The 14239-nt window shown below is 75.0% G+C and carries 14 protein-coding genes; 6 read left to right on the forward strand and 8 right to left on the reverse strand.

The window, feature by feature from the left end; genetic code table 11:
• The first annotated feature begins 7 nt into the window (after window positions 1–7).
• On the forward strand, window positions 8–859 hold the full coding sequence (locus BX286_RS20670; protein WP_311736916.1) for a glycosyltransferase 87 family protein: 852 nt from the start codon (window positions 8–10) through the stop codon (window positions 857–859).
• On the opposite strand, the gene BX286_RS20675 is transcribed toward BX286_RS20670, so the two are convergent.
• The 3 genes from BX286_RS20675 to BX286_RS20685 all read right to left on the reverse strand — a co-directional run bounded on the left by BX286_RS20675 (window position 825) and on the right by BX286_RS20685 (window position 5837).
• Window positions 825–2468, reverse strand: coding sequence for a DNA repair helicase XPB (locus tag BX286_RS20675; RefSeq protein WP_079429074.1), 1644 nt, complete (start codon window positions 2466–2468; stop codon window positions 825–827). The two genes, BX286_RS20670 and BX286_RS20675, sit on opposite strands and share 35 nt — an antisense overlap.
• Window positions 2469–2597: 129 nt before the next feature.
• Window positions 2598–3242, reverse strand: coding sequence for a DUF4291 domain-containing protein (locus tag BX286_RS20680; RefSeq protein WP_079429075.1), 645 nt, complete (start codon window positions 3240–3242; stop codon window positions 2598–2600).
• 60 nt (window positions 3243–3302) lie between these two features.
• Window positions 3303–5837 carry a helicase C-terminal domain-containing protein gene (locus tag BX286_RS20685; RefSeq protein ID WP_079429076.1) on the reverse strand — a complete coding sequence of 845 codons (2535 nt, stop codon included), beginning with the start codon at window positions 5835–5837 and terminating at the stop codon, window positions 3303–3305.
• A 110-nt stretch (window positions 5838–5947) separates the two neighbouring features.
• On the opposite strand from BX286_RS20685, the gene BX286_RS20690 reads away from it, so the two are divergent.
• Window positions 5948–6970, forward strand: a complete 1023-nt coding sequence (locus BX286_RS20690; protein ID WP_079429077.1) for a hypothetical protein — start codon at window positions 5948–5950, stop codon at window positions 6968–6970.
• Window positions 6971–7286: 316 nt separating this feature from the next.
• Window positions 7287–7922 (forward strand): HAD family hydrolase, encoded by a 636-nt coding sequence (locus BX286_RS20695; RefSeq protein ID WP_079429078.1) that lies wholly within the window; start codon window positions 7287–7289, stop codon window positions 7920–7922.
• 48 nt (window positions 7923–7970) lie between these two features.
• On the opposite strand, the gene BX286_RS20700 is transcribed toward BX286_RS20695, so the two are convergent.
• Window positions 7971–8225 (reverse strand): hypothetical protein, encoded by a 255-nt coding sequence (locus tag BX286_RS20700; RefSeq protein ID WP_079429079.1) that lies wholly within the window; start codon window positions 8223–8225, stop codon window positions 7971–7973.
• Window positions 8226–8402: 177 nt separating this feature from the next.
• Between BX286_RS20700 and BX286_RS37890 the strand changes: the two genes are divergently transcribed.
• Window positions 8403–8786: a cold-shock protein gene (locus tag BX286_RS37890; RefSeq protein ID WP_079429080.1), complete on the forward strand. Its 384-nt coding sequence runs from the start codon at window positions 8403–8405 to the stop codon at window positions 8784–8786.
• Between the two features lie 93 nt (window positions 8787–8879).
• On the opposite strand, the gene BX286_RS20710 is transcribed toward BX286_RS37890, so the two are convergent.
• The 4 genes from BX286_RS20710 to BX286_RS20725 all read right to left on the reverse strand — a co-directional run bounded on the left by BX286_RS20710 (window position 8880) and on the right by BX286_RS20725 (window position 12477).
• The gene (locus BX286_RS20710; RefSeq protein ID WP_079429081.1) at window positions 8880–9755 is read right to left on the reverse strand and encodes a 1,4-dihydroxy-6-naphthoate synthase; all 876 of its coding nucleotides are present in this window, start codon (window positions 9753–9755) and stop codon (window positions 8880–8882) included.
• Window positions 9739–10467: a futalosine hydrolase gene (locus tag BX286_RS20715; protein ID WP_079429082.1), complete on the reverse strand. Its 729-nt coding sequence runs from the start codon at window positions 10465–10467 to the stop codon at window positions 9739–9741. The genes BX286_RS20710 and BX286_RS20715 overlap by 17 nt, the downstream gene beginning before the upstream one ends.
• Window positions 10468–10487: 20 nt before the next feature.
• Window positions 10488–10979, reverse strand: a complete 492-nt coding sequence (locus BX286_RS20720) for a hypothetical protein (RefSeq protein ID WP_079429083.1) — start codon at window positions 10977–10979, stop codon at window positions 10488–10490.
• A gap of 139 nt (window positions 10980–11118) precedes the next feature.
• Window positions 11119–12477 (reverse strand): MFS transporter, encoded by a 1359-nt coding sequence (locus tag BX286_RS20725; protein ID WP_237293007.1) that lies wholly within the window; start codon window positions 12475–12477, stop codon window positions 11119–11121.
• A 388-nt stretch (window positions 12478–12865) separates the two neighbouring features.
• Between BX286_RS20725 and BX286_RS20735 the strand changes: the two genes are divergently transcribed.
• Both BX286_RS20735 and BX286_RS20740 read left to right on the forward strand, forming a co-directional pair.
• Window positions 12866–13801 carry a DUF3027 domain-containing protein gene (locus tag BX286_RS20735; protein ID WP_079429085.1) on the forward strand — a complete coding sequence of 312 codons (936 nt, stop codon included), beginning with the start codon at window positions 12866–12868 and terminating at the stop codon, window positions 13799–13801.
• Between the two features lie 136 nt (window positions 13802–13937).
• A complete protein-coding gene (locus BX286_RS20740; RefSeq protein ID WP_398898898.1) occupies window positions 13938–14141 on the forward strand; it encodes a hypothetical protein in 204 nt (67 codons plus the stop codon).
• Window positions 14142–14239 lie beyond the last annotated feature (98 nt).

Below are 14239 nucleotides of genomic sequence, written 5' to 3' on the forward strand. Positions count from 1 at the left end.
CTCGCGCGTGACCCGCAGCCCCGATCCCGACCGCTCGCCGTCGCCCCTCGCCGGCGTGCTGGTCACCGGGGCGCTGCTCGCCCTCGGCGTCCTGGGCGTCGCCCTGCGCGTCCCGGCCGCCGACGCCCTCCTCAGCGGGTTCTCCGCCGCCGACTGGCATCCGCCCGCCGGCTATCCGCCTTTCGCCGCGATCCTGTTCACGCCCGCCGCCTGGCTGCCGGCCGGCGTGCTGAAGGCCGTCCTCGTCCTCGGCAACGGCGGCCTGCTCGCCCTGCTGGTCCTGCTCTCCTGCCGGCTCGCGGGAGCACGGGCCCGGCCGGGCCCCGTCCTGGCCGCCACCATCGCCGGGCTGTGGCTGGAGCCGCTGTTCCAGAGCCCGCTGCCCGGACAGATCAACCTGGCCCTGGCCTGCCTGGCCCTGTGGGACCTGGGTCGGCCGCGCGCCGCCCTCGGCAAGGGCTTCGCGCTGGGCACCGCCGCCGGGATCACCCTGACCCCGGCGGTGTTCGTCCCGTACCTGCTGCTCACCGGGCGGGCCCGGGCCGGCCTGACCGCCCTGGCCGGCCTCGCCGGCACCGCCCTGCTCGGCGCGCTGGTCCTCCCGGAGGCTTCCGCCGACTTCTGGGCCCACCACCCGCCGACGGCCGACGGGGCCCCGCTGCTGCACTGGCGGCACCTGTGGGTGTGGGCCGTTCCGCCGCTCACCGCCCTCGCGGCCGGGACGGCGACCGCCCTGCGGCGCCACCGCCACCGCGCGGCGGCGGCCCGGATCCCCGCCCCGAGGTCACCCCTGGGGCGGGAGGCCGCAGCGGACACCGCCCGGGTCAGTCGCCCGCGAGCAGCTCGTCGGCGTCCATGATCCGGTAGGCGTAGCCCTGCTCCGCCAGGAAGCGCTGGCGGTGGGCGGCGAAGTCCTGGTCGATCGTGTCGCGCGCCACGACCGAGTAGAACCGCGCCTCGTGCCCGTCCGCCTTCGGCCGCAGCACCCGCCCCAGCCGCTGCGCCTCCTCCTGCCGGGACCCGAAGGTGCCCGACACCTGGATGGCGACCGTGGCCTCGGGCAGGTCGATGGAGAAGTTCGCGACCTTCGAGACGACCAGCACGCTGATCTCGCCCTCGCGGAAGGCGTCGAAGAGCTTCTCGCGCTGCGCGTTGGAGGTCTCGCCCTTGATCACGGGCGCGTCCAGGTGCTCGCCGAGCTCGTCCAGCTGGTCGATGTACTGCCCGATCACCAGCGTCTGCTCGCCCCGGTGCTTGCGCACCAGCGCCTCGGTGACCTTCCGCTTCGTCGCGGTCGTCGCACAGAAGCGGTACTTCTCCTCCGTCTCGGCCGTCGCGTACGCCAGCCGCTCCGACTCGGTGAGGTTGACCCGGACCTCGACGCAGTCGGCGGGCGCGATGTAGCCCTGCGCCTCGATCTCCTTCCACGGCGCGTCGAACCGCTTCGGCCCGATCAGCGAGAACACGTCCGACTCCCGGCCGTCCTCGCGCACCAGCGTCGCCGTCAGCCCGAGCCGGCGGCGCGCCTGGAGGTCGGCGGTGAACTTGAAGACGGGCGCCGGCAGCAGGTGCACCTCGTCGTAGAGGATCAGCCCCCAGTCGCGGGAGTCGAACAGCTCCAGGTGCGGATAGACGCCCTTCCGCTTCGTGGTCAGGACCTGGTAGGTGGCGATCGTGACGGGCCGGATCTCCTTGCGCGTCCCCGAGTACTCGCCGATCTCCTCCTCCGTCAGCGAGGTCCGCTTCACCAGCTCGTGCTTCCACTGCCGCGCCGAGACCGTGTTCGTCACCAGGATCAGCGTGGTCGCCTTGGCCTTCGCCATCGCCCCGGCCCCGACCAGGGTCTTGCCCGCGCCGCACGGCAGCACGACCACGCCCGACCCGCCGTGCCAGAACCCCTCGACGGCCTGCGCCTGGTACGGCCGCAGCGCCCAGCCGTTCTCCTCCAGCTCGATCGGGTGCGCCTCGCCGTCCACGTACCCGGCGAGGTCCTCGGCCGGCCAGCCCAGCTTGAGCAGCGTCTGCTTGATCTGCCCGCGCTCCGACGGGTGCACCGCCACCGTGTCGGCGTCGATCCGGGCCCCGACCAGCGGGGTGATCCGCTTCGACCGCAGGATCTCCTCCAGCACCGGCCGGTCCGTGCTGGTCAGCACCAGCCCGTGCACGGGGTGCTTGGACAGCGTGAGCCGGCCGTAGCGGGCCATGGTCTCGGCCACGTCGACGAGCAGCGCGTGCGGGACGGGATAGCGGGAGAACTCGACGAGCGCGTCGACGACCTGCTCGGCGTCGTGCCCGGCGGCCCGCGCGTTCCACAGCCCCAGCGGCGTGATCCGGTACGTGTGGATGTGCTCGGGCGCCCGCTCCAGCTCGGCGAAGGGGGCGATGGCCCGGCGCGCGGCTCCGGCGAGCTCGTGATCGACCTCCAGGAGGAGGGTTTTGTCGCTCTGGACGATGAGAGGCCCGTTCACGCCTGTCCCTTTCCGGCGGGGTGGCGGCCGCCCGGGCGCGGGCGGCCAAACCTCCAGTCTGCCGTATCCGGCCGGGGCCGTGAGCGCCTGGCCGCGCGGGGCGCGGCCCTTCGCCGGGGGGACGGCCGACTACGCGCCCAGGTGGGGCAGCGGCCCCGACGGGTACGGGGTCTCCACCGGGAGCAGGGCGCGGGCCGCGTCGGTGTCGCCGGCGCGGAGCAGGCCGTGGATCTCGCGGACCAGCGGGGTGACGTCGCGGATGGCCACCGTCCACTCGTCGGCGTAGGCCCGCGACGCCGGGCCCGACAGGCCCAGTTGGAGGGACCGGTGGGGCAGCGGGTTCAGGTGCGGGTCGCGCTCGGGGTCCCACTGGACGCGGACCGGGGAGCGGGACAGGGTCTTCTTCCAGGCCGCGCGGTCGGTGTGCACGCGCGGCGCGTAGTGCGACAGGCAGGCCTGCGCCAGGGCGCCGTCGAAGCCCGCACGGCTGATCTCCACGGCCAGCACGGTCTCCTGGCCCTCCTTCGTGGCCCAGCCGCAGCGGTACATCATCCACAGGAACGACGGCTTGATCCACGTCATCCGCTCCCGCTTCCAGGCGGGCGGGAAGCGGCCGTCGCGGGCCGCCGGCAGGCCCAGGGCGGGGGAGTACGCCTGGTACACGGTCACGGTGGAGGCGGTGTGGACGGCGCGGATCTGGCGGACGGGGGTCTGGCTGACGGCGGCCTGGCTGGCGGCGGTCTGGCGGATAGGGGTCTGGCCGGTTTCCTGCATGCGGCCAGGGTGCGGCGCACGCACCCCTTCCCGCCAGGGGTTTTCCCTCCGCGAGCCGTCCTAGACCTGGTCCTCCGCCAGCTCCGCCACCCCCGTGATCCGGTGCAGGGCGTACGTGCGCACCTCGTCCGCCGTGTGGTCGTAGCCGGTGACGAAGCCGCCCTCCACCCGCACCGGGGCGATGACCCGCTGGCTGGCCGCGCCCTCCGCGTTGACGTACCCGATCCACACCGCCGACCCGGTCAGCGCCGCCGCCTGCACCGTCGCCAGGGTCTCCGCCGCGCTGGTGCGCGGCAGCTCGCCCGGCCCCGGGGCGGCCGACGGCCCGGCCGGCTCCTTGCGGACCGCCGTCGCCGCCAGGTCGCCCGCGCGGATCGCCCGTACCGCCGCGCCCAGCAGCGTCGGGTCCGGAACCGGCGGCCCGTCCGGGACCGGCACCGGGGCCGTGCGCTCCGGGGTGCGGTACGCGGCCGCCCGCGCCACCAGCACGTCCCCCGTAAGGGACTCCGCCGCCGGGGCGTAGCCCATCGCCCGCAGCCCGTCGAGCAGCGCGCCCGGCTCCGCCTGCGCCGCCAGCACCGTCGGCGCGAGCCGGCGCAGCCCCAGGCCCGCCGAGCGCTTGTCGGCCAGGATCTCGCCCAGCATGGCGTCGTCGTCGCAGCGCACGTACGAGGAGGCCGCGCCGACCCGCAGGTGCCCGTGCCGCCGCGCCACGTCGTCGATCAGGTACGCCAGCGGCTGCGGTACCGGGGTGCGGCTGTGCTCGGCGAGGAAGGCGTGCAGGTCGGAGGCGGTCTGCCCGGAGTCCAGGGCCCGGCGCACCGAACCCGGAGTGAACCGGTACACCGTCGCCCCGCCCTTGGACTCCACGTCCGCCAGCACCGCCAGCACGTCGCCCAGCGGCCGGCGCAGCGGCCCCGGCGCCACCGCCGTCAGGTCGGCCTGGAGCAGCACGTGGTCCACCGGCTCCGGCAGCAGCGGCGCCAGCTGCGGCGCCGGGTCGCGGCCCTCCAGCAGGGCCCGGCCGAACGCGCTGAGCGCGCCCCGGCCGGTGACGCCCAGTACCTCGGCGTCGTGCAGGGTCCAGTGCGCGAGCCGGGCCCGCAGGCCGCTCGTCCCGCGCTCCGGGCGCTCCCACGCGAGCCGTTCCAGCAGTGCGTCCGGGTCGGGCGAGCCGCCCTCGGGCAGGGCGGCGAGGAGTTCCAGGACCCGGCGGCGCACCTCGGGCGCGGGCGAACGGTCCAGGTCGGGGCCGAGCACCGACAGGGTGCGGCCCTTGGCGTCCTGCTCGCCGACCAGCCCGGGGGTGCGGGTGGCGGCCAGCCAGGCCGAGGCCAGCGCCGACCAGCGTTCGGCGGGCGGCAGGGCGCACCAGTCGTCGAAGGCGGGGGTGGGCGCGTACCGCTCGTCGGCCTCGCCGTCACTGGCCAGCAGCCCGGCCGCGTAGGCGAGTTCGATCCAGAACGCGGCCGCCTGCTCGGTGGTGTCCAGGGTCGACGCCGCCCGCTTCAGGTCGCGCACGGCCAGCCCGCCGGCCCGCAGCACCAGCGGAGAGGTGTGCTCCCAGGACTTCACCAGCTCCTCGACGGTGCCCAGCGCGGCCAGCGCCTGCCCGGCGGCGTTCGCGTCCACAAGCTGTGGACGGTGCTCGCGGTGCGCGCCGACCGGCGGCGCGACCGGCGCCGTCGCCCGGTGCGCGAGCCCGCCCCGCAGGTGCAGCGCCACCTCGCGCGGCAGCACGACCGTCCGCGGCGAGGCCGGCAGCAGCAGCCCCCGGTCCCGCAGCCAGCGCACGGGCGGCGCCGGGTTCGGCGTCACCTCCCCGTACGGCGGCCCCCACACGAGCCGCCCCAGCACCTGGTGCGCCTCCGCCGGGGCCTGGTCCAGCAGCGCCGACATCCGCTCCGGGTCGGTGAACAGCCCGGTCAGGGCCGCCACCGCCGAAACCGGGTCGTGGGTCGGGGGCAGCCCGGCGGCCGCCACGATCTCCTGGACCCGGGTGGGCGACATCCCCGCCGTGGCCTCGGCGACGGTCGGCCCGAGGCCGGTCGGGGAGGGCCGCTGCGGCGAGGGGGCGAGCAGTTCCCGGGCGGTGCGGACCAGGCGCAGCCGGTCGTCGTCGCCCCACACCAGGGCCTGGTCCCGCAGGGTCGCCAGGGCCCGGGGGAGGGCGTCGCGGGCCGCACCGTCCTTGGCGTCCTCGCCGCCGGAACCGGTGAGCAGCTCCTCCAGCACCGGGTACGGGCACGGGTCGGGGGCCACGGCCAGGGCCTCGGCCGTCTGGAGCGCGAACCGGTCGAGGCGGTCCAGCGCCCGCACGACCGAGGCCCGGGTGCCGGCGCGGGTGGCCAGCTGCGTGACGTCGCCGGGGACCGGGTTCAGCAGGTCGGGACGGGCGTGCAGCAGCGCGGCGAGCGCCGCGTCGTCCCGGCCGCGGAGCGCCTCGGCGAGGGAGCGGGGAGGGGTGGGGGTGGCGGCGGTGCCGGTGGTGGCGGTGGCGGTGGCGGCGTCGACGGGCGGAGGTTCCGGCGTGGCGTGGGCGGTGCCCCGCTGCGCGTTCGTCGCGGCGCTTCCCTGCGGACTTCCCTCGGGCACGGTGCTCGCCTCCTGGTCACGTCGGCCGGTCGTCGGCCGGTCCCCATCCGGCCAACGGTATCCGTTGCGCCGACGGCCGCTCCACGCCCGCACGCGCTACCTTCTGGGGCGTGGGGATCGAGAGCGACCATCTGGTCTACGAATACCTGAGCCGCGTCGGGGACTTGGCGCAGCAGCGGCAGCTGTCGTCGGGGGACCGGATGCGGCTCGTGTCGGGGCTGCGCGACGAGATCGACCGGCGGCGGGCCCGCTTCGAGCCGGAGACGCCGGAGGCGGTCCGCGCCGTCCTGGAACGGCTCGGCACGCCGGAGGAGGTCCTGGACGCGGCGGCCCGCCGGACGGCGGCCGCCGCCGATCCCCTCCCCCCTGCCGCCGTCGCACCGGTCTCGGTCCCGCAGCAGCGCGGAAACCGCCGCTGGCCGTCCCCGAAGCGGCCGGACGTCCCTGGGCCTGCTTCCCCTGCCCCTCCTCTCCCCTCCGAGGGGCGGAACGTGCCGCCGCACCTGGCGGGGCTGGACGAGCTCGGCGGTCCGTCCTCCGACCACGGCGAACCCGACTGGTGGCGGCTGCCGGCCGCCGGGCGCGGACCGCAGGTCGAGGGGTTCGCGGGCGGCATCGAGATCCCCGAGCTGCTGGGACGGGCCGAGGACGCCCCCGGGCCCGACGCCGCCCCGCCGGACCCGCCCGATGGCCCCGGCGGCCTGCTGGCCTACCTCCGCCGGCGCCGGAAGCGGGGTGAGGACGCGCAGCCGCCGGCCGCGGAAGGCGCCGACTCCGCCAAGGCGGCCAAGGTGCCGCGCCCGCGCCCGCACGGCTTCCTCCTGCTGGCGGCGACGCTGCTGGCGGCGGGGGCGCTGACGGGGTACTGGCCGCTGCTCGGCGCGGGCGCGCTGGTGGCGTACGTGTCCCGGGTGCTCGGTCCACGGGAGCGCAAGTGGGTGATCCTGGGCGTGCCCGCCGGGGTGTTCACCGCGGCGGTGCTGTGGCTGTGGGGCCGCACCACGGGCCGGTGGGGCGACCCCCTGCCGGAGGCGCAGCTGGGCCCGGTCTTCCAGTCGATGTGGCCCACCCTGGCCCGCACCGCGAGCGCCACCCTGGCGGCCTACCTCACCTGGCGCAGCCGCCGGAGGTAGGGGTGGGCGGGTCGGGGCCCGGCTCAGACCCCGCCCTCCCCCGACCCCGACCCCGACCCCGCCCCGGCCGGTCGTGGCCGTCCCGCGTGGGTCCCGGGTGCCGTCCGTTCCGCCCGGCCCTTCGTTACCCGCCGGCGGGACGGCTACCGCCCCGCAGCCACCAGATGGCGGGCTTGCGCCATTCGCTCACTTTCCCGTGGGGACGGTTTGGCTCAAAAATGGGGCAAGAGCTGACATTCCGCCAAATAACCTTATCTGATAAGCCAACCTCCGCTTACGCTCCCGCAGGCCGCTGGAGTCTCGGCACAATGGCGCTATGACCTCCCACATCCCCCCACAGCTGACGGTCGGATTCGACCTCGACATGACGCTCATCGACTCCCGCCCCGGCATCCGGGCCGCCTGGCAGGCGCTCGCCGCGAGGACCGGGGCGTTCATCGACGCCGACCTGGCCATCACCCGTCTCGGCCCCCCGCTGGAGGAGGAGCTCGCCTACTGGTTCCCCGAGGAGCAGATCCCTGCGATGCGGGACCTCTACCGGGAGATGTACCCCGACCACGCCATCGAGCCGACGCCCGCGATGGTCGGGGCCCGTGAGGCCGTCAAGGCCGTTCAGGCGCTCGGCGGGCGGGCGATCGTGGTCACGGCGAAGAACGAGCCCAACGCCCGCCAGCACCTCGAACACCTCGGGATAGAGGCCGACGCCGTCATCGGCTGGCTCTGGGCCGAGGGCAAGGCCAAGGCGCTGCGCGAGTACGGCGCGCAGGTGTACGTCGGCGACCACATCGGCGACGTGCGCGGCGCCCGGACGGCCGGGGCCCTGTCGGTGGCGGTGGCGACGGGGCCGTGCGCGGCGGAGGAACTGCGCGAGGCGGGTGCCGACGTGGTGCTGGACGACCTCACCGCGCTGCCGCAGTGGCTGGAGGAGTTCGCCCGCACCCTCGCGGCCTGAACCCGGCCGCAGTACGAGGCGTAAGGGGCGTAAGGGGCGTAAGGCGTGTCAGGCGGCCTGGGATGCCCGGGCCGCCCGGCGCTGGGCCGCCGCCGAGCGGAGGACACCGGCGGCGGAGATCGCGAAGCCGACGCCCATGAGCATGCACACCGCCCACGCGTACGACGGGAACGGGTCGGTGCCCAGGAACAGTGGGGCGATCGTCACGAGGGTCGCCACGGCGCCCACGATGAACACGATGCCGCCCGCCTTGACCAGTCCGTCGCCGGGCCGTGCTTCGTCGGGGTGAGGAGTAACAGTCACCCCACCAGGGTAGTTCCCTGGCCGAAGTGATCGAGCGGGAAGGACCGGGGAACGTCTTGCCACCCGTTTCAGGACCATTAGCCTGGAGGAGGCGGGTCGATGGACCCGCTGTACTGCTATCCGGAGCCGTTCACCTCGGCAAACCGGACCCGACGAGCACAAGGACAGAGGACGGACGTGCCTACCGGCAAGGTCAAGTGGTTCAACAGCGAGAAGGGCTTCGGCTTTCTCTCCCGAGACGACGGCGGAGACGTCTTCGTGCACTCGTCGGTGCTCCCCGATGGGGTCGACGCGCTCAAGCCCGGGCAGCGCGTGGAGTTCGGCGTCGTCGCGGGACAGCGCGGTGACCAGGCGCTCTCGGTAGTCGTGCTGGAGCCGACGCCGTCCGTGGCGGCCGCGCAGCGGCGCAAGCCCGACGAGCTCGCCTCAATCGTGCAGGACCTGACGACCCTGCTGGAGAACATCACCCCGATGCTCGAGCGCGGCCGCTACCCCGACAAGGTGCACGGCGCGAAGATCGCCGGCCTGCTGCGTGCGGTGGCCGACCAGCTCGACGTCTGATCATCTGATCGTTCCCACGCGCGCACACCGGTGCCCCGCCGCCTCGCAAGAGCGGCGGGGCACCGGCGCGTGCGGCCCTGCGTGCGGGAGCGCCTACGGGAAGCTCAGCGCGTCCGGCCCGATGGCCGGAACCAGGCCTTCGGCCGCGGCCCTGGTCAGCAGCCCGCGCACGGCCGCGTAGCCCGCGTCGCCCAGGTCGGCCGTGAACTCGTTGACGTACAGCCCGATGTGCTGGTCGGCGACCTTCGGGTCCAGCTCCTGCGCGTGCGCCCGTACGTAGGGCCGGGAGGCCTCGGGGTCCTCCCACGCCATCCGCACCGACGTGCGGGCCGCCTCGGCCAGCGCGCGCAGGGTGTCCGCGCCGAGGGAGCGCTTGGCGATGATCGCGCCGAGCGGGATGGGCAGGCCGGTGGTGGACTCCCAGTGCTCGCCCATGTCGGCCAGACAGTGCAGCCCGTACTCCTGATAGGTGAACCGGGCCTCGTGGATGACCAGCCCGGCGTCGACTCGGCCGTCGCGCACCGCCGGCATGATCTCGTGGAAGGGGAGGACGACGACCTCGCCGACCCCGGCGGGGAGCACGTCCGCCGCCCACAGCCGGAACAGCAGGTAGGCGGTGGAGCGCTCGCTCGGCACCGCGACCGTCTTCCCCGTCAGGTCCAGCCCCGGCTCGCGGGTCAGCACCAGCGGGCCGCAGCCGCGCCCCAGCGCGCCGCCGCAGGGCAGCAGCGCGTACTCCTCCAGCACCCACGGCAGCACCGCGTACGACACCTTCAGCACGTCCAGCTCGCCGCGCTCGGCCATGCCGTTGGTGACGTCGATGTCGGCGAAGGTCACGTCGAGGGCGGGTGCCCCCGGGACGCGGCCGTGCGCCCAGGCGTCGAAGACGAAGGTGTCGTTCGGGCAGGGCGAGTAGGCGATGTCCAGGGTGCTCAGGGGGGTGGGAGGGTGGTCAGCGGTCGCGGTCATGGCGTTCTCCCCAGGTGACGAGTACGGGGCCCAGCGCGCGGAACCCGTCGGCGAGTGCGGCCAGCGCGTCCCCGATCCGCCAGGCGGCCCGGTCGCGCGGCCCGACGGCGTTGGACACGGCGCGGATCTCCAGCACCGGCAGCCCGTGCGCGGCGGCCGCCTCCGCCACCCCGAAGCCCTCCATCGCCTCGGCCCCGGCGAGCGGGTGCCGGGCGGCGAGCTCGGCGGCGCGGGCGGCGCTGCCGGTGACGGTGGAGACGGTGAGGACGGGCGCGAGGAGCGCCCCGGTGGCCTCGGCGGCCCGGGCGGCCAGGTCGGCGGGCGGAAGGTGCACGCTGCGGCCGAAGCCGAGCTCCTGCACCGGGACGAAGCCCTCGGCGGTCTCGGCCCCCAGGTCGGCGGCGACGAGGGCGTCGGCGACCACGAGCGAGCCGAGCGGGGCGGCGGGGGCGAACCCGCCGCCGATGCCGGCGGAGATGACGAGCGAGTAGTCGGCCAGCGCGAGGGCGGTGGCCGTGGCGGCCGCGGCGGAGGCCGGGCCGACACCGCCGACGAGCACGTCGGCGGCGAGGCCGGGCAGGTCCCGGCGGGTGATGAGGTACCCCCCGGGCAGGGTGCGCGGCTCGGGTGTGACCGGGTCCTGATGAGGGGTGAGCCCGGAGGCCGCGGAGTCGGCCTCCGCGGCCACGGCGGTCACGATCAGCGCGCGCACGCTGCTGTGCCTGCCGCTTGCTACTTCTTGAGCTTGAGCTTGAAGGACCAGACGGCGAGGGGCTTGCCGTCCTGGCCGACCTGGACGAAGCTCAGCATCTTCGACTGGGGCGCCTCGCCCTGGCCGCCGGTCGCGAAGACGTCGGCGCCCGCGAAGCTGCGGTAGGTGTTCGCGGAGGGCTCGGTGATCGGCTGGCCGTCGAGGACCGCCTGCCACTTCTTGCCGTCCTCGACGACCTTCGGCTCGACGCCGAGGCGCAGCGTGTCGCCGCGGCCGTACTCGATGGTCTTGGCGTCCTTGCGGCCGGTGAGGCACTCCTGGACCTTGTCCATGGAGAGCTCCTTGCCGTCGGCGCGGCACTCCGACTCGGCGGACACCGACGAGCTGCCGACGGTCACCGTCGCGAGCGGCGTCGGCTTGTCGCAGGCGGACAGGAGGAGGAGGCCGGCGGACACGGCTCCGAGGGCCGCGACGCTGCGGCGGGCCCTACCCGGGAAAAGCGGTGCGGTCATGAGCCGAAGGCTATCTGGCCGCTGGGCTGCGCCGCCGCACGGGGGGTGTACGGCGGCGTGCCCTTGCGCTCCGCGGGGGGTGGGGGGCCTCGCCGGGGCCCGCGGGCCCCGCCCGCCCGGCACCGCCCCCGCGGGGGCGTCAGGCCACGCTGGGGTGCGAGGAGCGTTGGTGGTGGGGGGACGTCAGGTAGCCGCGGAGGGCCACCGCCGCGCCCAGGGCGATCACCGCCGAGGCGACCGTCATCCCGAGCACCCCGTTCAGCGGCAGGGCGATGCCGATGCCGCCCCCCACCACCCACGCCATCTGGAGCAGCGTCTCCGATCGGGCGAAGGCGGACGTGCGGACGGCCTCCGGGACGTCGCGCTGGATCATCGCGTCGAGCGAGAGTTTCGCCAGGGCCTGGCAGAAGCCGGCCGTGCCGGCCAGTACCGCCATGAACGGGCCGCTGAAGACGAGGGCCGACAGGATCGCCACGCCCAGCGTGGCGGAGAGGACCGTGGCCACGATGGCTTCCGGGGCGCGGGCCCGCAGCCACGCCCCCACCGCCGTGCCGCACGCGTTGCCCACGCCCGCCGAGGCGCCCACGATCCCGAGGGACACCGCCGCGCTCTGGCCGCCCAGCGGCTGCTCGCGCAGCAGGAACGCCAGGAAGAAGATCAGGAATCCGGACAGCACCCGCATCGTCGCGTTCGCGAGGAGTCCGCACAGCACCGGGCGGCTCACCGTCCGCAGGCCGGGACGTTTCGAGTGGGCCTCGTGGGTGGAGAGGCGGGCCCGGCGTTCGCCCTTGGCGTCGTCCACCTTGTGCGGCAGCTGGAACGCCGCGAACGTCCCCCACACGAAGACCGCGCAGGCCCCGTACAGCGGCCACGGCGGCCCGAGCGCGTGCAGGCCCGCCCCCACCGGTGCGGCGGCACCCGTCGCGAGGAGGCCGGCGAGGGTGACCCGGGAGTTCGCCTTGACGAGGGAGAACCCCTGCGGCAGGAGGCGTGGGACCACCGCGCTGCGGACGACGCCGTACGCCTTCGACGCCACCAGGACGCCCAGTGCCGCCGGGTACAGCTCCAGCCCGCCCGTCGCCACCGCGCCCGACATCATCACCGCGAGCAGGGCCCGCGTCAGCATCGCGCCCGCCATCGCCGCCCGCCGCCCGTGCGGCAGCCGGTCCAGCAGGGGGCCGATGACGGGGGCCAGCAGGGTGAAGGGGGCCATGGTGATGCCCAGGTACAGGGCCACCCGTCCGCGTGCCTCGTCCGTGGGAACGGAGAAGAAGACGGTGGAGGCGAGCGCGACGGTGATCATGACGTCGCCGGCGCCGTTGATCGCGTGCAGTTCGATCAGCCGGCCGAGTCCGGATTCCCCGGCGCCGTGGGCGTGCGTGACGCGCCGGATCCCGCGTGCCGTACCGGTGAACGGGAGGTGCAGGGCACGCCCGACCGCCCGGCCGGCCCGCTTGGCCGGTCCCGAGCCGTCTGCGGACGACCGTACGGGAGCCACGTGGACATAGTGCCCCAGACCGTCCGCCGGGACCCGCCCCGGCGCGTCCGGGCGGGGCCGGGGCGGGCCGTGGGTGGGGTGCGGGGCGGGGTGCGGGGGTGGTGCGGGGGTCGTCGATGTCCGCGAATCGGACCTCGCATGTGGGCCGAAGCCGTCGGAGGAGGTAGCGTGCGTAGCGCGCCACCGGCGGTTGCTCTTGGCCGCGCGCCTCTTCGCGATCCCGCAGAATGGATCACATGGGGTGCGCCCGAGGCCGATCGGGGCGCGGACGTCGACGCGGCCCTCTGGTCCGCTCCGCCCGCGCTACGTACGGACGAGACCGACGGGTCGTTGTGGACGACAGTACGGACGGCGCACTCGTGAGACGGCGTAGGAGAGAACGAGACCTGTGAGTGCTGCGACGACGCGAAGCCGTACCCCGCGTACCCCGCGTACCCCCGCCCCCGACCGCCTGTGCGTCGAGGCCGTGGAGCTCGCCCGGGAGGCCGCCGAGGAGGCCGCCTACCCCGGTGCGGTGGGCGAGCACGTCTCCGTCGTAGCGGAGGGTGACCGGGTCGTCACCCACTTCTTCGAGTGCAGGGAAGCGGGCTACCGGGGCTGGCGCTGGGCCGTCACCGTCACCCGTGCGTCGCGCGCCAAGAACGTCACTCTGGACGAAACGGTGCTGCTGCCGGGTGACGACGCCCTGCTCGCGCCGGAGTGGGTGCCGTGGAGCGAGCGGCTGCGTCCAGGGGACATGGGTCCGGGTGACCTGCTCCCGACGGACGCGGACGACCTGCGGCTGGAGCCCGGGTACAGCGGCGAGGACGTGCCGCCGCCGAACTCGGTGGTCTCGGAGGAGATGGCCGAGCTGGTGGAGGCGGAGGACGCCGACGTCACCGACCGGGTGGCCGTGCCGGCGCGCGGGTCCATCACCGCCGTTGCGGAAGAGCTGGGGATGCGGCGTGCGCGGGTGCTGTCCCGGTACGGGCTGCACACGGCCGCCGACCGCTGGGACGAGTCCTTCGGGGCGAAGACGCCCATGGCGCAGGCGGCGCCGGCGTCGTGCGTGTCGTGCGGCTTCCTGGTGGCCATCGGGGGGTCGCTGGGGCAGGCCTTCGGGGTGTGCGCGAACGAGTTCGGGCCGGCGGACGGGCGGCTGGTGTCGCTGTCGTACGGGTGCGGGGGCCATTCGGAGGCGGCGGTGATGCCGAAGCCGCCGAGGCCGGCGGAGCCGGTGCTGGATTCGATGGCGATCGACGAGTTCCCGCTGCGGCCGGCTGCCGCCGATGAAGGCTCGGTGCCGGTCACGGACCTGCCGTCCGAGGACCTGGGGCACTCGTAGCCGGAGCGCTGCCGCTGCGGGGTGCCGGTGCCGCTACGGGGCGCCGTCTCCCCGTCCCGCCCTTCCTCCGTTCCCCCGGGGCCTGCGCCCCCGGTCCCCCGCGCCGCGGTGGCGCCGTACGCTCGACGGCATGGACATGATGGGGATGACCGGGCGGGTGACGGGGACGGTCGGGCCGGGGCTCGTGGGGGAGGTCATCGTCCAGATCCGCGGTGGTGCCGAGCACTTCCTCGCATACCCCGCCCCCGGGGAAGGGCGGATCGGCGTCGGATCCGTCGTCACCGTCGTGGAGTACCAGCCCCCGCGCACGGTCTACGTGATGGGCGTGTACGAGGGCTGACGGCCGGCCGCCCTCGTATCAAGATGGCGACAAGAATGATCCGGCCACTTCTCCACCGCCCCCGAACAGGCGCAGACTCACCCCCGTCGGTGCCGAAC

The organism is Streptomyces sp. 3211.6 (assembly GCF_003634815.1).
GTDB classification, from domain to species: domain Bacteria; phylum Actinomycetota; class Actinomycetes; order Streptomycetales; family Streptomycetaceae; genus Streptomyces; species Streptomyces katrae_A.

Coding starts and splice junctions, on each gene's coding strand:
- BX286_RS20680 (WP_079429075.1), bottom strand. CDS start 3,242: ATGCAGGAAACCGGCCAGACCCCTATCCGCCAGACCGCCGCCAGCCAG.
- BX286_RS20695 (WP_079429078.1), top strand. CDS start 7,287: ATGACCTCCCACATCCCCCCACAGCTGACGGTCGGATTCGACCTCGAC.
- BX286_RS20710 (WP_079429081.1), bottom strand. CDS start 9,755: ATGACCGCGACCGCTGACCACCCTCCCACCCCCCTGAGCACCCTGGAC.
- BX286_RS20720 (WP_079429083.1), bottom strand. CDS start 10,979: ATGACCGCACCGCTTTTCCCGGGTAGGGCCCGCCGCAGCGTCGCGGCC.
- BX286_RS20740 (WP_398898898.1), top strand. CDS start 13,938: ATGATGGGGATGACCGGGCGGGTGACGGGGACGGTCGGGCCGGGGCTC.